A 17,414-nucleotide genomic window follows, 5' to 3' on the forward strand; every position below is an offset into this window, starting at 1 on the left:
ACCGTCGCTTCGACCACAGAAATTGCCATGACCTGTGACTTTGTTCCCGGCTACGACTGGTCCCTCGGCACCGTCGTGTACCAACTCTTTGTGAACACTTCGACACCGTTCTCGTACGCGACCAGCCGGTCGGCAACGAAGTAGTCGGTCGCCGTGCACGTCATCCGGCTGTAGGTCGCCACCTTCGTGCTCCAGTCGCCCCGGCCGATCGCGTCCGACCGTTCGCACTCGACCACGGTTGCCGTCGGATCGCCCTCCCGGAGGCGGAAGCGGTTCAGTTCGGTTTCGGTGCGGGTCAGCCCGTCGGCCCGGTCGGTGGTGGTGCCGTCCGAGAACGTCATCTCGACGACCTGTGTGCGGGTCACCGGATCCCAGCTGATTGTTCGGGTTGCTGGCACGTCGACGACGTCCAGCGAGCTGGGCGGGTCCGGTGGCGGCGGAGCGGTCGGTTCGCCGTCCGGCGCCGCGTCGACCGGCCGGATCGGCAGCCGCAGCACCCCCGGGTCCGGGGCAACGGTCACCGTCACCGGCTCCGGGGACGGCCACGCCCACGGCCAGAACGAGGCCGAGACGCTGACCCGGACCCGGCTGCCGACCCCGAACGCGTGACCGGTCGCGAACACCGGGACCGTCACCCGGTACACCCGCCCCGGCTCGAGGGGCTCGGGATGCTCGTGACCCGACCGGTGCGTCAGATTGAGCAGGCCCGCCGTCACCAGCCGGGACGTGCCGTCGGGGGTCACCTCGCACAGTCGCACCGCCAGCTGCGCCTGCGGTCGGTCCGCCGAGACCGACAGCTCCACCTCGGACCGCCCGAGGATCTCGAGCCGCTCGGTCAGCGGCGGCGAGTCGAAGGTGTGCGAGCGTCCGTCGTCGGCGGCCTGGTCGCCGGGCCTGCCCGCGAGGTCGCCGAACTGCAGCACGTTGCCCGCCGCCGAGCCGATCGCCAGCGGGGACCGCAGCCGGGTGACCGCGCCACCGGGTTCGGGCGCGACGCCCGACAGGTGCAGGCCGCGGCCGGCGAGCGCGCACTCGTGCGGCGCCCGCCCCTCGGGCGGCCAGACCGGCTCGGTCACCCAGCGCCCCGGCCGCTCGCCCTCGTCGCTGCCGAGCGGGACCGGGTCCGGGATCCAGGCGCGCAGCGCGGGCAGCCGGGTGGCCGCGTCGTCGCTGCCGCGCAGGTGGCAGTCGAACCAGCGCAGGCATTCGCCGATGAAGTCCATCGCCGGCCCGGGGGACGCCTGATGCGGGTAGGTGTGCGCCCAGGGTCCGATCAGGCCCTTCACCGGTGACGAGAGCTCCTCGAGTAGGCGCAGCACCGCGCCGCGGTAGGGGTCGGCCCAGCCGCTGATTGACAGCACGGCGGCGGTGATCGCCCCCGGATTCTCGATCACCGAGCCGTGCTTCCAGTACGCGTCCCTGCGCTGATGCGTGAGCCAGGTGCCGATGAACGACGGCGTCTGCTCCATCCGGGTGAACCACTCGTCCCGCCAGCGGTCCCCGACCACGTCCGGGTCCGGCGGGCGGGCGTTGTAGCAGAGCATGGTCGACGCCCACGGCAGCGCCTCGGACGCCAGCAGCGACCCGCCCAGATAGTGCACGTCGTCGGCGTACCGGTCGTCGGTGGAGCACACCGTCACGATGGCCTTGAGCTGCGGCGGGCCCAGCGCCGCGACCTGCAGTCCGTTGAATCCGCCCCACGACTTGCCGAGCATCGCGACGTTCCCGTCGCACCACGGTTGCGCGGCAAGCCATTCCAGGATCTGCACCGCGTCGTCGAGTTCGGTGGCGTGGTACTCGTCGAGCATGATGCCCTCCGAGTCCCCGCTACCCCGGTTGTCCACCCGCAGTGCGACGTAGCCTGCCTGTGCGAACGCGGCGTGCAGGCTCACGTCGCGGGCGGCGGTGCCGTCGTTCTTGCGGTAGGGGATGTACTCCATCACGGCGGGCTGCGGGTCGGTGACGTCCGCCGGAAACCAGATGCGTGCCGACAGGCGCACCCCGTCCCGCATCGGGATCCACGCAGTGCGCTCGACGCGGACCGGATGGTGCGGACGTGGTGCCGGAATCGGGGTCGACATGGGCACGCCTCCTCGACGGGAACACTCTGCGGGCTCCACCGTCTCACGGCGGGGAGGTCCGCGCCCGCCGAGACGCACTCGGCGGGCGCGCGGCGCTGGCGTCGGCTTTACTGGGACGACCTCACATCAACAGGGACGGGTCCTGCGATGGCACAGTCGAATTCGGAAGACGCGGCGGGCCAGGAGAACACCGGGACCGAGGCGCGGCAGCGGTCCTTCCCCTCCGCGCTGACGGTATTGGCGCTGGTCGCGGTCGTGGTGTGGCTGATCGCCTTCGTCGTGCCGAGCGGGCAGTACCAGCGCGATCCGGACGGGAACCCGATCGCCGGGTCCTATCAGCGGATCGACCCGCCGCTCGACTTCTGGGGCAGGCTCGGCGACCTGCTGATGTCGCCGGTCAACGGCCTCTACGGCATCCAGGACACCGAGACCGGGCAGGTCGCGGCCGACAACACCGGCGACCTGTACGGCAGCGTCGGGGTCTTCTTCTTCGTCCTCGCCATCGGTGCCTTCATCACGGTGGTGTTCGCGACCGGCGCCCTCGATCGCGGCATCGGCAGGCTCGCGCACCGGCTGCGCGACCGGGGTGGGCTGATGGTCGTCGGGATCATGGCGCTGTTCGCGCTGCTCGGCTCCGTGGAGGGGTGGGCGGAGGAAACCCTCGGCTTCTTCGGGCTCATCGTCCCGCTGATGCTGGCGCTCGGCTTCGATCGGCTGGTCGCGGCCGCCGCGATCCTGCTCAGTGCGGGGATCGGCACGCTGTGCTCGACGGTCAATCCGTTCGCGATCGGCGTCGCCTCCTCGGCCGCCGGTGTCTCGATCGGCGACGGCATCGTGCTCCGCGTCGTCATGTTGATCGTCCTCACCACCGTCACCATCGGCTACGTGATGCGGTACGCGCGCCGCGTCCGCCGCGACCCGGAGCGCTCCCTCGTCGGGCTCCTTCCCGGGGACAAGGAGATCGCCGAGCAGGCCGCGACCGCGAAGGTCGAGCCGCTGACCCGGACCCAGCAGGTGGTGTTGTGGCTGCTGCTCGCGACGTTCGTGCTGATGATCTTCTCGGTGATCCCGTGGTCGAGCGCGCTCACCGGCAATCCCGACGCGGAGCCGTACGGGTGGGAGCTGGGGTGGTCGTTCCCGCAGCTCGCGGCCCTGTTCCTGGTCGCGACGATCGTGGTCGGCTGCGTCGCCAGGATGGGGGAACAGAAGGTCAGCTCCACGCTCATCCAGGGCGCGGGCGACTTCATCGCCCCGGCCCTGGTGGTTGCCGTCGCCCGCGGCATCACCGTCATCATGAACAACTCCAAGATCACCGACACCGTCCTGCACTCGCTCGAGAGCGCGGTCAGCGGCGCAACGTCCGGGGTGTTCGTCGTGCTGGTCTGGCTCGTCAACCTGCCGCTGGCCTTCCTGATCCCCAGCACGTCCGGGCACGCGACCCTGGTCATGCCCATCATGGCCCCGCTCGCGGCGTTCGCGGACGTGCCGAGGTCGCTGGTCGTGACCGCGTGGGCGGCGTCGAATGGGTGGATGAACCTGTGGGTGCCGACGAGCGCGGTGATCATGGGCGGCTTGACGTTCGCGAAGGTCGGCTACAACAGGTACCTCCGTTTCATCCTGCCGCTGCTGGCGATCCTGGCGGTCCTGATCTGCGGGTTCCTCGTGATCGGCGCGATGGTGGCCTGACCGGGCGGCCGATTCGAGCGATCGCCGCCGCGTGCGGCGTCGGGCTGCGATCATGGACCCGCGCCGGGGGAGGGCGCGATGTGTCAGTTCAGGGGGTGACGCGATGGCGTCGACAGGTGCCGGTATCGCCGGCTTCGGGGCGCGGATGGACCCGCCCGATCCGGGGATCGCCGCCGACCTGGCGCGCCGCTGGGCCGCGGTCACCGACCCGATCCGGATCGAGGTGACCGGGCGGGCGGGTGTCGGCCGGTCCGCGCTGGTTGCCGCACTCGGCACGATTCCCGGCGCCGACATCGGTGCGACCGCGGCGTGGGACAAACCCGGCGTCGCCGACCCGGTCCTCACCGGTGACGTCGTTGTCCTCGTCCTGCTGGATCCACCGCGCCGGTCGGACCGGGACTGCGCGGCCGCGGCGGGCGCCCGCCCGGTCCTGGTGCTCGGTAAGGCGGACACGGTTGGCGACGCGGCGGGGGCCGCGGCCCGGGTGTCCGCCGAGTTCCGGACCGAGTGCCTGCCGGTCACCGCGGTGGGCGACATCGCCGGGGTCGAGACGCTCCGCGAGGTGCTCGTCCGGCGGATGGCCGCCGCCCGCACCGCTCGGGCCGCCGCCCTGCTGGCCCTGCTGCGCGCGTCGGCGCGGGACGGGAGCCGCCGCGACCACGTCGAGAGCTTCCTTGCCTCCGATGACGGGGTGCGGCTTGCTGCCCTCGCCGCGGCGGTGCCCGATCCGGCCGGGCCCGATGCGGTCGGGACCGGGTCCGACCGGGATCGGGCCCGCCAGTGGCGGGTCCGGCGCAACACCGCGCCCGACGCGGCGTCCGCCCGCGCGGCCCTCGCCCTTCATCGTGCGGCCGTCCGGGACGGTGGTCACCGTGCCTGACCGGGACGCCGCGCACGTGCTGGACCGCTGGCACCCGCAGCCGCCGGGCCCGGTGGTTGCCGTCGTCGGACCACCGGGCAGCGGGGTCAGCGCCCTGGCGGTCCGGTTGCGGGCCGTGTTGCCGGACGTCGACGTCGTGGACGGCCACGACCGCGTCGCGGCGGTCACCGTGTTCGTCGTCGCCGCCGCGGCCCCGATCGGTCGGGACGACCTCGACCTCCTCCGCGCCGTTGCGGGGCGCGGGAGTGCGGTCCTGGTCGCGCTGACCAAGGTCGACGCGCACCGGGACTGGGCGGTGGTGCGCGAGCGCGACACCGTCCTGCTCGCCGACCACGCGCCGGTTGTCGTGCCCGCGTCGATCCTGCCGGTGTCCGCGCGCACGGGCCGCGGTCTGCCGGGCCTGCGGGACGCGGTCGTCGCGGCACTGGCCCGGGTCGACCCCGGTCGTGGCAGACGAGCCGCCCTGGAACGCACCCGGTCGGTGGTGCGGGGGACCGCGGACGACCTGCGCCGCGACGACGACACCCCGCGGCTGCGGGCCCGGCGGGCGGAGCTGATCGCGGGCCGCGACGAGCCGCGGGCGCAGGCATCGGCGGCGCTGCGGCGGCTGACGGCGCTGGCCAGGGTGGATCTCGCGCATCAGGTCGGGGAGCGGGTCCGGGGGACCGCGACAGCGCTGCGGTCGCCCCTCGATCGCGCGGATCGACCCGGTCTCGCCGGATTCGCGCACCGGGTGCGCGCGGAGGTCGCGGCGCTGACCGTCGAACTCGACGCGGCAACGACCACGGTGCTGACCGAGCTGGGGGCGCAGGTGCTCGGCGCGGCGCACCCGGCGCCGGGGCCGCATCGCCCGCCGCCGACGGTCGCGGATCCCGAACCCCGGCACCGGGGTGTCGAGGACCGGATGGTGGTGGTCGTCGGGGCGTCCGCCGGGGTCGGGTTGGGGCGGTTGGTGGCATCGCCGCTGTCGGGGATCGCGGCCCTCGACCTGATCGTGGCCCCGCTGAGCCTGCTGATCGGCGGCGTCGCTGCGTGGTGGCTGACCCGGCTGCGCGGACTCGCTGCGGATCGCGCGCATCTGCGGCAGTGGCTGGCCGAGACGATGGCGCAGGTGCGGTCCGGGCTCGAGCAGCGGTCGCTGACCCGGCTGGTGGAGGCCGAGGCCACGCTCATCGAGGCGATCGGCGCCGCGCACCGCGCGCGGGTGGCGGCGACCGAACCGGTGCTGATCGCGGTGGACCGGGCGCTGCGGGAGAGCGCGACCCGCGCGGCCGGCAGGCTGTCGGCGATCGAGCGGGATCTCGCGGACCTGGACCGCGCGCTGGCGGAACCGGAGGCGGCGCGGGCGCGTCCAATCGGGCAGTGACCGGTCTGCGGGTCGGACCGGCGGGAGCGAGGGGGTCGACGATGCACGACGAGATGCTGGCGATGGGATTTGGCGACCCGCTTCCGGTGACCGTGGACGCGGGCCCGCTCGGCGAGTTCGCGGTCACCGACCCGACCGTCGACCTGAACTCCGACGGTGTTCTCGACACCGCGACGTTCGTCGACTCGGGCGGGGTGACGGTCGCCTCCGACCTCGACGGTGACGGCAGCGCCGACCACCTGACCCGGGTCGAGGGCGACGGCGACTACGCGGCGTGGGAGCCGCGGCGGGCGGCCGACGGCACCGTGCACTGGAGCCGGATCGACGCGGGCCGGTTGTGACCGCGGGACCTGCTGTTGAGCGAATTTCCGAAAACGCACAGCAAACTGGACGAATGTCCGTATAAAGGTCGGGTGCGTGACCCCGATCACGCACATGTCACACCTTCACCGGGCCGACCGCGGTGGGATGCGCGGGGCCTGACCTGATCGAAACGGAGATCTCCATGTCCCGATCCTCGATGCGCCGCATCACCGCAGTCGCCGCCTCCGGTGCCCTCGTCGCCGCGGGCGCGGTCGTCGGCCTCGGCCTCGGAACCGGCGTCGCCAGCGCCGCCGATTGCAACCAGTCCAGCAGTGCCAGCAAGAACGACGCCAGCACCTGGGGCATCACGCACACCTACAACCGCTCGGTCAACGTGTCCGAGGCCGCGGGCGGAACCAAGGTCACCTACAAGACCGTCATCGGTACCACCGGCATCGGCAACCCGTACGTCAACACCATCACCGAGTTCGCGCCGGAGGGCTTCGACGCCCCGATCGAGTCGACGATCACCGCGTACAACGCGGTGGGTGGCCAGCAGCCCGAGCCGGTGACCCCCACGCCGAACGCGGGCGGCTGGAAGTTCACCAGCACCGGCTGGTTCGTGAACTCCGGTAACCCGGTCACCCTCGAGACCACCTACCTCGTCCCGAAGAACGCGGTCCCCGGCTCGGCCGTCACCTCCGGCGGCGTCGGCGTCGCGGGCACCGTCGGCGTCGGCACCGAGCTGCCGGGCCTGACCGCCTGCTTCAAGGTGCGCATCCCCAACGCGGGCGAGTCGGTGCTGTCCGTCGCGGACGAGACCGGGCTCGGCTCCGCGGAGGGCCAGCTCAGCTCCACCGGTTCGATCAGTGACGTCCTCGGCGACGCCATCCTGAACGTGATCGAGGGCAGCCTCAGCTGATTCGAGCGCACGACGCCCGACTGCGGCGGTGACGACCCTGTCGTCACCGCCGCAGTCGTGTCGGGGACCTCGCCCGATCACTGAATCGTTCCTGTGAGCGATCCGACGCGACCCGGTTCCCATCAGACGGACACACAGCGCTAACCTCATAGCAGGACACCCGGCGCCCGCGTCGTCGTCGGCCGTGTGAAACCACTCGCACACGGAGACGGAACAGCGGGTAGCGCCCCGCCGAGAGGGGTCAATCGCGCGACATCGAGCACCGTCGGAGGGCGGGGCGCGGTGACACGATTCCGGAACACCCCAGGGAGAGTTTGATGACCTCAGCGACCATTCCAGGTCTGAATGGCACCGACCCCGCGCCCACCTCGCACGGCGAGCTTCTCGCCTGGGTTCGCGAGGTGGCCGAGCTGACGCAGCCCGACCGCGTCGTGTTTGCCGACGGTTCGGACGCGGAGTGGGACCGGCTGACCACCAAGCTGGTCGAGGCCGGCACCTTCACCCGTCTCAACGACGAGAAGAAGCCGAACTCGTTCCTCGGCAACTCCGACCCGTCCGACGTGGCGCGCGTCGAGTCGCGCACCTACATCTGCTCGCGCAACGAGATCGACGCAGGCCCCACCAACAACTGGATGGACCCGGCCGAGATGCGCGGCCTCATGACCGACCTGTACCGCGGCAGCATGCGCGGTCGCACCATGTACGTGGTGCCGTTCTGCATGGGCCCGCTCGGTGCGGCCGACCCGAAGCTGGGCGTCGAGATCACCGACTCCGAGTACGTTGTCGTGTCGATGCGCATCATGACCCGCATGGGTCAGGCCGCCCTGGACAAGCTCGGCACGGACAAGCCGTTCGTGAAGGCGCTGCACTCCGTCGGCGCGCCGCTCGCCGAGGGCCAGGCCGACGTGCCGTGGCCGTGCAACGACACCAAGTACATCACCCACTTCCCGGAGGACCGCGAGATCTGGTCCTACGGTTCCGGCTACGGCGGCAACGCCCTCCTCGGCAAGAAGTGCTACTCGCTGCGCATCGCGTCGGCGATGGCCCACGACGAGGGCTGGCTGGCCGAGCACATGCTGATCCTCAAGTTGATCTCGCCGGAGAACAAGAACTACTACATCGCGGCCGCGTTCCCGTCCGCCTGCGGCAAGACGAACCTCGCGATGATCCAGCCGACCATCCCCGGTTGGCGCGCCGAGACCCTCGGCGACGACATCGCCTGGATGCGTTTCGGTGAGGACGGCCGGCTGTACGCCGTCAACCCGGAGTTCGGGTTCTTCGGCGTCGCGCCCGGAACCAACTACGGCTCGAACCCGAACGCGATGAAGACGGTCGAGGCGGGCAACACGCTGTACACCAACGTCGCGCTGACCGACGACGGCGACGTCTGGTGGGAGGGCCTTGAGGGCGACCCGCAGCACCTGATCGACTGGAAGGGCAACGACTGGACCCCCGAGTCCGGCGAGAAGGCCGCCCACCCGAACTCGCGGTACTGCACGCCGATGTCGCAGTGCCCGATCCTGGCCCCCGAGTGGGACGACCCGCAGGGCGTGCCGATCTCGGCGATCCTGTTCGGCGGCCGCCGCAAGACGACGGTCCCGCTGGTTGCGGAGTCGTTCGACTGGCAGCACGGCACCTTCCTCGGCGCGACGCTGTCGTCCGAGCAGACCGCCGCCGCCGAGGGCAAGGTGGGCGCCGTCCGCCGCGACCCGATGGCGATGATCCCGTTCATCGGCTACAACGCGGGCGACTACATCAACCACTGGATCACCCTCGGCAAGAACGCCGACGCGGAGAAGCTGCCGAAGATCTTCTACGTGAACTGGTTCCGTCGCGGTGCGGACGGCCGGTTCCTGTGGCCCGGGTTCGGCGAGAACTCCCGCGTCCTCAAGTGGATCGTGGACCGCATCGAGCACAAGGCGGGCGCGCAGAGCACCCCGATCGGTTTCGTGCCGACCGCGGCGGATCTCGAGCTGACCGGGCTCGACGTGGTCGCCGCCGACGTCGACGAGGCCCTCGCGGTCAGCGTCGACGAGTGGAAGGCGGAACTGCCGCTGATCGAGGAGTGGTTCGAGTTCCTCGGCGAGAAGGTCCCGTCCGGCGTGCGTGACGAGTTCGAGGCCCTCAAGCAGCGCCTCGGCTGAGCCACCTCCCCGTTTCGGGTGAAGGGCACCTGTGATCGGTCTGACCGGTCACAGGTGCCCTTCACCCGTTTCTGGGGTGCGGTGTGGGGCGGCGGGAGTGGCAGTGGTGGAATACACCTAACGAACAGTGACGCCCGGCGTATACGCAAGGGAGAGGACCCGCTATGAGCCAGATCTACAACAACGTCACCGAGCTGGTCGGGCGCACGCCGCTCGTCCGTCTGAACCGCCTGACCGACGGTGCGCAGGCGCAGGTCGTCGCCAAGCTGGAGTTCTACAACCCGGCCAACAGCGTCAAGGACCGGATCGGTGTCGCGATCATCGACGCCGCCGAGAAGTCCGGCGAGCTCAAGCCGGGCGGAACCATCGTGGAGGGCACCTCCGGCAACACCGGCATCGCCCTCGCGATGGTCGCGGCGGCCCGCGGCTACAAGGCCATCTTCACGATGCCGGAGACGGCATCGACCGAGCGCCGCGTGATGCTGCGCGCGTACGGCGCGGACATCGTGCTCACCCCCGGCGCCGAGGGCATGGCCGGTGCCGTGCGCAGGGCCGAGGAGATCGTCGCGCAGACCGACAACGCGGTTCTCGCCCGCCAGTTCGGCAACCCCGCGAACCCGGAGATCCACTCGCGCACCACCGGCGAGGAGATCTGGGCCGACACCGACGGCGCCGTGGACATCTTCGTCGCGGGCATCGGCACCGGCGGCACCCTCACCGGCGCGGGCCGCACCCTGCGCAAGTACAAGCCCGAGGTCACCATCGTCGGCGTCGAGCCCGCCGACTCGCCGATCCTCACCGGGGGACAGCCCGGCCCGCACAAGATCCAGGGACTCGGCGCCAACTTCGTGCCCGACATCCTCGACCGCGAGATCTACAACGAGATCATCGACGTCGAGTTCCCCGATGCGGTCGCCACCGCGCGCAGCCTCGGCACTGACGAGGGCATCCTCGGCGGCATCTCCGCAGGCGCCAACGTGTGGGCCGCCCTGCAGCTCGCGCAGCGCCCGGAGAATGCGGGCAAGACGATCGTCGTGATCGTGCCGGACTTCGGCGAGCGCTACATCTCCACCCCGCTGTTCGAGCACATCCGGGACTGACGGGCATGGGTGTGCTGGGCACGGTTCGGGAGGACCTGCAGGCCGCGCGCGGCCAGGATCCGGCCGCGCGCAGCAACGCCGAGAACGCGCTCGTCTACTCCGGGCTGCACGCCATCTGGTCGCACCGGGTCGCGCACCGGATGTGGGCGGTGCCCGCGCTGCGCGGTCCGGCGCGGGTGCTGGCCCAGTTCACCCGCTTCCTGACGGGCATCGAGATCCATCCCGGTGCCACGATCGGGCGGCGGTTCTTCATCGATCACGGCATGGGTGTGGTGATCGGCGAGACCACCGAGATCGGTGACGACGTGATGCTCTATCACGGCGTCACGCTCGGCGGTCGCTCGCTGGCGCGGACGAAGCGGCACCCGACGATCGGCAACCGCGTCACGATCGGGGCTGGCGCGAAGGTCCTCGGCCCGGTCGTGATCGGGGACGACAGCGCCGTCGGGGCGAATGCCGTTGTCACCCGCGATGTTCCGGCCGACTCGATCGCGACCGGAATCCCGGCGAGCGTGCGGCACCGCAGTGGACGCCAGCACGAGCAGCTCGTCGACCCGAACAGCTATGTCGACCCGGCGATGTACATCTGAGTCGGTTCGGTCTCCGAACGATCACGATCCGGGCCGGACGCCGGTGTGGCGCGGGCCGGTCCGGCCGCGGCGGTGTCACGATCGCGGAGGCCGGCCGCGCCTCGCGGGCGGTGACTTCGGGAGGCGTTGACATGGACGTGGGTAGGACGACGAAGACGGCCGTTGCGGGTGCCGCGGTGGCCGTGATGGCGACCGGTGCGGTGCTGGCCGGTGCGGGCACCGCCGCGGCGGCCGACCGCTATTCCGGCCCCGAACTCTCGGTCGACCAGGGCGACATCGATGGCAAAAACGTGAAACTGAACCTGACGAACCCGAACCGGGTCAACGGACTCCTCGACGTCAGCACCTGCACCTCGGCGTTGCTCAACGGGCAGCAGGCGCTGGCGGCGTTCATCGCGTACAACACCCGCGACTACGCAGGCCTGGTCCGGATCATGCTCGAACCGGGTCTGACGGCAGGCCCGAGCGCGACCAACTCGGTGCTCGAACCCGGACCCAACGGCGCATCGCGGACCGTCGACGTCGCCGACGGCGTTTACGCCTACCTCGGGACCTGCGGCGGGACCGATACCGTTCTCGACCCCGACAACATCGGGGTCTCGTTCCTGCCGGTTATCGTCCCCGACGGCATCGGCAGCATCGCCCCGGTCCTTGACTTCGGCGGCACCGCCCTCGGCGCAGGCATCGGCAGCGCCGACCTGCTGCCGCTGCTCACCGGTTAACCCCACCCGCCTTCCCGAGTGAACGGAAGCGTTCAGTCGATCAGATCGAATGAATGTGCCGTTCGCTCGGGCGGGAGGGTCAGTCGCCGGGGGTGAGGGCCGGGTCGCCGGGCGTGGACAGCGACAGCACGGCGCGGCGGATGTTCGGGTGTCGCTCCAGGCTGCGCTCACAGTGGTCGAGCAGCTCCGCGACGGTGTGCTCGGCGACGTCTCCGACCAGGTCGACCGCGCCGACGAGGAACACCTGACGCGGACCGAGGTACTCCATCCGCAGCATCGTCACCCGCTCCACCTCGGGCAGGTCGAGCAGGGCCTCAAGTCCGGCGGCACGCAGCCGCGGTGAGGCCTCCTCACCGACGAGGAACCGCCGGTTCCGGTCAATGAGAATCACCGCGATCACCCCGAGCAGGACGCCGACCAGGATCGAGCCGATCGCGTCCGGGACGGGGGATCCGGTCAGCTGGTGCAGCAGCACACCCGCGAAGGCGATCACCAGCCCGATCAGGGCGGCCGCGTCCTCGGCGAACACCGCCCGGACGGTGGGATCCGAGGTCTTCAGCGCGTGCTCGAGGACGTCCCGGTCGGCGGACGCGGCCTCGGACCGCACCTGCCGGAATGCCTGGGCGAACGAGATGCCCTCGAGCACCAGCGCGATGCCCAGGACCGCGTAGGCGACGCCGAAGTCGGACGCCGGTTCCGGGGTGATCAGTTCCTGGATGCCGTGCGTGATTGACACGCCTGCACCGAGCGCGAACAGGCCGAGCGCGGCGAACATCGACCAGATGTACGCCTCCCGTCCGTAGCCGAGCGGGTGTGCCCGGTCCGCGGGATGCCGCGACCGCCTGCCCGCGATCAGCAGCAGCACCTCGTTGCCGGTGTCCGCCCACGAGTGGGTGGCCTCGGCGACCATCGACGCCGACCCGGTCACCACGGCGGCGATCGTCTTGGCGACGGCGATCGCGGCGTTCGCGCCGAACGCCAGCAACACGGTCAGCGTGCTCTCCTGGTCGCCGCCCACCGCGGGGTCGCGTTCGGTCATCGTTGAACGATACGGCGGCGGGAGGTCATTCGGCCGACCGACACGGGTCGGCGGGGGCCGGGACGGGATCGGCGACAATCCTGCGGTCCGCCTGATTCGACGGTGCCCCGGCGCTTATCCTCTGTCCGTTCCCTCGGCGCCGCGTCCCCCTGTGCGGCGCCGTCTCCGTACCTACACCCAGGAAGGGCCACGATGCCCAGTACCACCCCGAACAGGATCGTCGGCGGCGCAGCCGTCGCCGCCGCGACCGCAGCCGCGCTGGCGTTCGCGCTGCCCGCGACGGCCGCGGCCGCGCCGACCACGCAGCCGCCCACCGTCGTCGCGTCCTCGAGCGACACCAGCATCACCATGAAGGTCACCAATACCAACGCCTGGGACATCAACGTGCCGTGGTGCCAGGCGTTTGTCGTGAACGCCGCGGAGGTGCCTGCGGTCGTGGACGATCCGACGCATCTCTTCGATCCGGGTGTGCTGGTCTACCCGGCGCTCAGCGCACCGCTGTCGATGTTCGGCGTCGCACCGAAGTCGACCGTGACGAACACGGTGAACGACCTCGAACCCGGCGTCTACGGGGTGATCGGTGGCTGCGCAAGGGCATTCGACCTGATTCATCCGGTGCTCGGCGAGCCGCAGATGATGCAGGTCGGGCTGCTGCCCGGCGGCAGCAGCGACGGCAGCACCGCGATGACCCTCCCGTTCGGTAGCTGAGCCGGGCGAGACGACGAATGCGCGCCTGCACCTGAGCGGTGCGGCGCGCATTCGCGTCAGGGGTGCGTCAGGCGCCGTAGCCGGCGGGCATCAGCACGGACTTGAGCTCGCAGTACGCGTCGAGACCTTCGGGGCCGTTCTCGCGGCCGATGCCGGAGTTCTTGTAGCCACCGAACGGGGAACCGGGATCGAAGGCGTACCAGTTGATTCCGAAGGTTCCGGTGCGGATCTGCTTGGCGACCTCGAGGCCCTTCTCGATGTCGGTGGTGTACACCGAGCCGGCAAGGCCGTAGTCGGAGTCGTTGGCGATCTTGATGGCCTCGTCGAGGCTGTCGTACGCGATCACCGACAGGACCGGCCCGAAGATCTCCTCGCGGGCGATGGTCATCGAGTTGTCGACGTCGGCGAAGATGGTCGGCTCGACGAAGTAGCCCTTCTCCAGCCCGGCCGGGACGCCGCCGCCCACGACGAGGCGGGCGCCCTCCGCCTTGCCCTTCTCGATGTAGCCGAGCACCTTGTCGCGCTGCGCGGCGGTGATGATCGGGCCGAGCTGCGCGGTCGGGTCGTCCGGCATGCCCATCGGCAGGAACGCGACGAAGTTCTTCATCGCCTCGACGATCTCGTCGTAGCGCGAGCGCGGCGCCAGGATCCGGGTCTGGCCGACGCAGGCCTGCCCGGAGTTCATCAGGCCGGACAGCACCAGCATCGGGGTGGTCGCGGCGACGTCCATGTCCTCGAGCAGGATCGCGGCCGACTTGCCGCCGAGCTCGAGCGAGCAGCGCTTGAGGTTCTGCGCGGCGATGGCACCGATCTTGCGGCCGACCGCGGTGCTGCCGGTGAAGGTGACCTTGTCGACGTCCGGGTGCGAGATCAGGTACTCACCGGTCGCGGCGCCGCCCGGCACGATGGACAGCACGCCCTCGGGCAGACCCGCCTCGGTGAAGATCTCCGCGATGACGTTCGCGCTCAGCGGCGTCTCGGGGGCGGGCTTGAGCACCATCGTGCAGCCGGCCAGGATCGCGGGCGCGAGCTTGTTGATCATCAGGAACAGCGGGACATTCCACGCGATGACCGCACCGACGACGCCGACCGGCTCACGGAACACCTTGGTGGTACCGAAGACGCCGGTGCGCTCCTCCTCCCAGGGGAACGAATCCACCAGGCCCGCATAGGCGTTCAGTGCGGCGAGGGTCGGCGTCTTCTGCATCAGCTCGACACCGGCGCGCGGGGCACCCATCTCGGAGGTGATCACCGTGCACAGTTCGTCGGTGCGCTCCTCGATCAGCTTGGCGACCTTGGTGAGGATCTCGGCGCGCTGCGCGGGCGAGGTCTGCGGCCACGGGCCCGACTCGAGGGCGGTGCGGGCGGCGCCGATCGCGGCGTCGATGTCGGCGGGGGCGGCGACCGGCACGCTGCCGACCCGCTCCTCGGTGGCGGGGGAGAACACATCGAGGCGTTCGGAGGTGGCAGGGGCCACCCACTGGCCGCCGATGTAGAGCTTGTCGTAGTCGGTCATCAGTACTTCCTTGCTGGTGTCGGGTCGGTGGTCGGTGGTGCGCTGTCGGAGCGGGCGTGCCCCGCGTCGGTGGTGGTCACGGCACCCGCTCCCAGTAGGCGCCGTCGAGCATGTCCTCGAGGGTCCTGCGGTGCATGATCATGTCGTCCGGATCGCCGGGGGCCGCCGCCTGGCCGAACGCGATCGCGCGGGACTGCACGCGGAACATGATCGTCGCGTGCCGCAGTGCCGCGTAGACGCTGTAGTAGTCGAGGTGCTCGGGGGTGTGCCCGGTCGCTGCCGCGTACCGGGCCGCGACGTCCTCCCTGCGCAGGAAGTCCGGCAGGCCCGGCAACCCCGCGACACCGGCAAGGTCCTCGAAGAACCTGTGCAGGAACACCATCCACGCCACGTCCATCTCCCGCGGGCCGAGCGCGGCCATCTCCCAGTCCAGGACGGCAACCGGGGTGAAGTCGCGGTACATGATGTTGCCGATCCGCGAGTCGCCCCAGCACAGCACCGCGGGGGACGGGTCGGCGGGCACGTTCGCCTCCAGCCAGTCCAGGGCCCGCTCGATCAGGGGGGACCGCGGTCCCTGCGCGGTCGCCCACTGGTAGTAGCCGCGTTGCCGGGCCAGGTGCGCCCGAAACGATTCCTCCGCGGTGGTGCCCGCGTCGTGCAGGCGGAGGAACGCGAAGTGTGTTGCGGGATCGGGGATCGCGTGCAACTGCGCGAGGATGTCGACGGACGCGTCCTGCAGCGTGCGGCGCTGTTCGGCGCTGGCGTCGAACAGCCACGAGGGCCCGAAGTTGTAGGGCATGACATCCGGTGGGACGTCACCGTCGACCCGCTCCATTACGAAGAATGGCGCCCCCAGCGCGCTGGGGTCCGGTTCGGACCAGTAGACGGCGGGCACCGGGACCGCGGACAGGTCGCCGACGGCCTTCATCACCGCGAACTGGGTGTCCATGTCGTAGCTCGGGAACACCGGCATCGACGTGGTGCCCGGCTCAATCCGGGCCACCAGGTGGTGGCGGCCGCGGCTGCCGTGCTCGGTCCACTCCGCGTCGACGAGGACGGTCTCGCTCGACATCCCGTTGGCGTCGGGGAGGCGGACGCCCCGCACGAGGGCGTCGGCGTCGTCGGGCAGCCTGCCGGTCAGCCAGGACTGAAAGGCCGCGCGGAGGTGGTCGGTGTCGCGTTGGGAGTCCCGCGGGCGGGCGACCTCCGAATAGTCGTCGCCGTCGCCAAACGGGGTTTCTGCTGCGCTCACGGTGCCCTCGTTCCGTCGTCCCCGCGGACGAGGCGGGGCGCCCGGCCATCGAGGCAGAGTGTGGTGAGCAGCACACTAGAACACGTTACAGAGTTCCGGGGCCGAAATCAGCCCCCATTCCGGTTGAACCTGTAACGAAATTGGGAAGGGCTAGTCGACCAGCGTCAACGCGCCTGCACCGATCAGCGTCGCCCGACCGCCGAGCGCCGCGGGCACGATCCGCAGGCCGCGGCTGAACGACAACCGCGCGTGCCGCGCCGCCGCAGCCCGCATCGGCTCCCACAGCGCCGGGCCGGCCTGCCCGAAACCACCGCCGACCACCGCCAGATCCAGATCCAGCAGCGCCGCCGACGACGCGATCGCGGTCCCCACCGCCGTCCCGGCTCGGTGCAGCGCCGCAACGGCGGTCGGTTCGCGGTCATCCGCGGCCCGCGACAGCTCCAGCCCCGTTGACCCCGCCCACCCGCGGGCGTTCGCCCACCGCACCGCGGACGGGCCAGACGCGACCGCCTCCAGGCAGCCGACCCCGCCGCACGCGCACGCGACGTCCTCCGCGCCGGGCACCACCACGTGCCCGATGTGGCCCGCGTTGCCGGTGCGCCCGCCCGCGATGCGCCCGCCGAGCAGGACGCCGCCGCCGACCCCGGTCGAGACGATCATCCCGATCTGGTCCGGTGTCCCCCGGCCTGCACCGAACCGGTACTCGGCGAGCGCGGCACACGCGCCGTCCATCGCGAGGGTGATCTCGGCGTCCGGGAACAGCGACCGGACCGCCTCGACGAGCGGGAATCCGGTGCGCCACTCCGGCACGTTCAGCGGCCCGACCACCCCGGCGTCGACGTCCACCGGCCCCGCAGCCCCGATCCCGACCCGGCGCACCCGTCGGCCGTCCGCGACCTGAACGAGCAGCCGCTCGGCCGCCTCCCACACGCCGACGGCGGGCGTCGCGACGCGCTGCTCGGCGACCAGCGTGCCGTCCGCCCGAACGCGGGCCGCCGCGAACTTGGTGCCACCGATGTCCAACGCGAGAGCCGCCACCCGGGCAGCGTATTCGGCTGCGCCGACCGTGCGTGATGTGCACCCCGACCGGGGTGCACATCACGCA

General features: G+C 71.0%; 15 protein-coding genes. 10 read left to right on the forward strand and 5 right to left on the reverse strand.

What is annotated here, in order from left to right:
* Positions 1-50: 50 nt before the first annotated feature.
* Complete coding sequence (locus ACFWPA_RS13385; protein ID WP_378509147.1) at positions 51-2,081, reverse strand: CocE/NonD family hydrolase; 2,031 nt, start codon at positions 2,079-2,081, stop codon at positions 51-53.
* A gap of 147 nt (positions 2,082-2,228) precedes the next feature.
* Between ACFWPA_RS13385 and ACFWPA_RS13390 the strand changes: the two genes are divergently transcribed.
* The 9 genes from ACFWPA_RS13390 (at position 2,229) to ACFWPA_RS13430 (ending at position 11,794) form a co-directional block, all read left to right on the forward strand.
* Positions 2,229-3,767 carry a YfcC family protein gene (locus tag ACFWPA_RS13390; protein WP_378509146.1) on the forward strand — a complete coding sequence of 513 codons (1,539 nt, stop codon included), beginning with the start codon at positions 2,229-2,231 and terminating at the stop codon, positions 3,765-3,767.
* A 103-nt stretch (positions 3,768-3,870) separates the two neighbouring features.
* Positions 3,871-4,647 (forward strand): hypothetical protein, encoded by a 777-nt coding sequence (locus tag ACFWPA_RS13395; RefSeq protein ID WP_378509145.1) that lies wholly within the window; start codon positions 3,871-3,873, stop codon positions 4,645-4,647.
* Positions 4,640-6,013 (forward strand): hypothetical protein, encoded by a 1,374-nt coding sequence (locus ACFWPA_RS13400; protein WP_378509144.1) that lies wholly within the window; start codon positions 4,640-4,642, stop codon positions 6,011-6,013. Before ACFWPA_RS13395 ends, ACFWPA_RS13400 begins: the two co-directional genes overlap by 8 nt.
* Positions 6,010-6,354, forward strand: coding sequence for a DUF6802 family protein (locus ACFWPA_RS13405; protein ID WP_378509143.1), 345 nt, complete (start codon positions 6,010-6,012; stop codon positions 6,352-6,354). The genes ACFWPA_RS13400 and ACFWPA_RS13405 overlap by 4 nt, the downstream gene beginning before the upstream one ends.
* A gap of 164 nt (positions 6,355-6,518) precedes the next feature.
* A complete protein-coding gene (locus ACFWPA_RS13410) occupies positions 6,519-7,238 on the forward strand; it encodes a hypothetical protein (RefSeq protein ID WP_378509142.1) in 720 nt (239 codons plus the stop codon).
* A 317-nt stretch (positions 7,239-7,555) separates the two neighbouring features.
* Positions 7,556-9,382, forward strand: a complete 1,827-nt coding sequence (locus ACFWPA_RS13415; protein WP_378509141.1) for a phosphoenolpyruvate carboxykinase (GTP) — start codon at positions 7,556-7,558, stop codon at positions 9,380-9,382.
* A gap of 164 nt (positions 9,383-9,546) precedes the next feature.
* A complete protein-coding gene (gene cysK, locus ACFWPA_RS13420; protein ID WP_378509140.1) occupies positions 9,547-10,482 on the forward strand; it encodes a cysteine synthase A in 936 nt (311 codons plus the stop codon).
* A gap of 5 nt (positions 10,483-10,487) precedes the next feature.
* Positions 10,488-11,072 carry a serine O-acetyltransferase EpsC gene (epsC, locus tag ACFWPA_RS13425; RefSeq protein WP_378509139.1) on the forward strand — a complete coding sequence of 195 codons (585 nt, stop codon included), beginning with the start codon at positions 10,488-10,490 and terminating at the stop codon, positions 11,070-11,072.
* Positions 11,073-11,203: 131 nt separating this feature from the next.
* Complete coding sequence (locus ACFWPA_RS13430) at positions 11,204-11,794, forward strand: hypothetical protein (RefSeq protein WP_378509138.1); 591 nt, start codon at positions 11,204-11,206, stop codon at positions 11,792-11,794.
* 79 nt (positions 11,795-11,873) lie between these two features.
* On the opposite strand, the gene ACFWPA_RS13435 is transcribed toward ACFWPA_RS13430, so the two are convergent.
* Positions 11,874-12,833, reverse strand: coding sequence for a cation diffusion facilitator family transporter (locus tag ACFWPA_RS13435; protein ID WP_378509137.1), 960 nt, complete (start codon positions 12,831-12,833; stop codon positions 11,874-11,876).
* Between the two features lie 192 nt (positions 12,834-13,025).
* Between ACFWPA_RS13435 and ACFWPA_RS13440 the strand changes: the two genes are divergently transcribed.
* Positions 13,026-13,541, forward strand: coding sequence for a hypothetical protein (locus ACFWPA_RS13440; RefSeq protein ID WP_378509136.1), 516 nt, complete (start codon positions 13,026-13,028; stop codon positions 13,539-13,541).
* Positions 13,542-13,608: 67 nt separating this feature from the next.
* Here the strand turns inward: ACFWPA_RS13440 and ACFWPA_RS13445 are convergent, their stop codons facing one another.
* The 3 genes from ACFWPA_RS13445 to ACFWPA_RS13455 all read right to left on the reverse strand — a co-directional run bounded on the left by ACFWPA_RS13445 (position 13,609) and on the right by ACFWPA_RS13455 (position 17,347).
* Positions 13,609-15,057, reverse strand: coding sequence for an aldehyde dehydrogenase (locus ACFWPA_RS13445; protein ID WP_378509135.1), 1,449 nt, complete (start codon positions 15,055-15,057; stop codon positions 13,609-13,611).
* A 76-nt stretch (positions 15,058-15,133) separates the two neighbouring features.
* Positions 15,134-16,309 (reverse strand): phosphotransferase family protein, encoded by a 1,176-nt coding sequence (locus tag ACFWPA_RS13450; RefSeq protein WP_378570461.1) that lies wholly within the window; start codon positions 16,307-16,309, stop codon positions 15,134-15,136.
* Between the two features lie 150 nt (positions 16,310-16,459).
* A complete protein-coding gene (locus ACFWPA_RS13455; protein ID WP_378509133.1) occupies positions 16,460-17,347 on the reverse strand; it encodes an ROK family protein in 888 nt (295 codons plus the stop codon).
* Positions 17,348-17,414: the final 67 nt, after the last annotated feature.

Source organism: Rhodococcus sp. NPDC058505, from assembly GCF_042720095.1.
In the GTDB taxonomy this organism is placed as follows: Bacteria; Actinomycetota; Actinomycetes; order Mycobacteriales; family Mycobacteriaceae; genus Rhodococcus_G.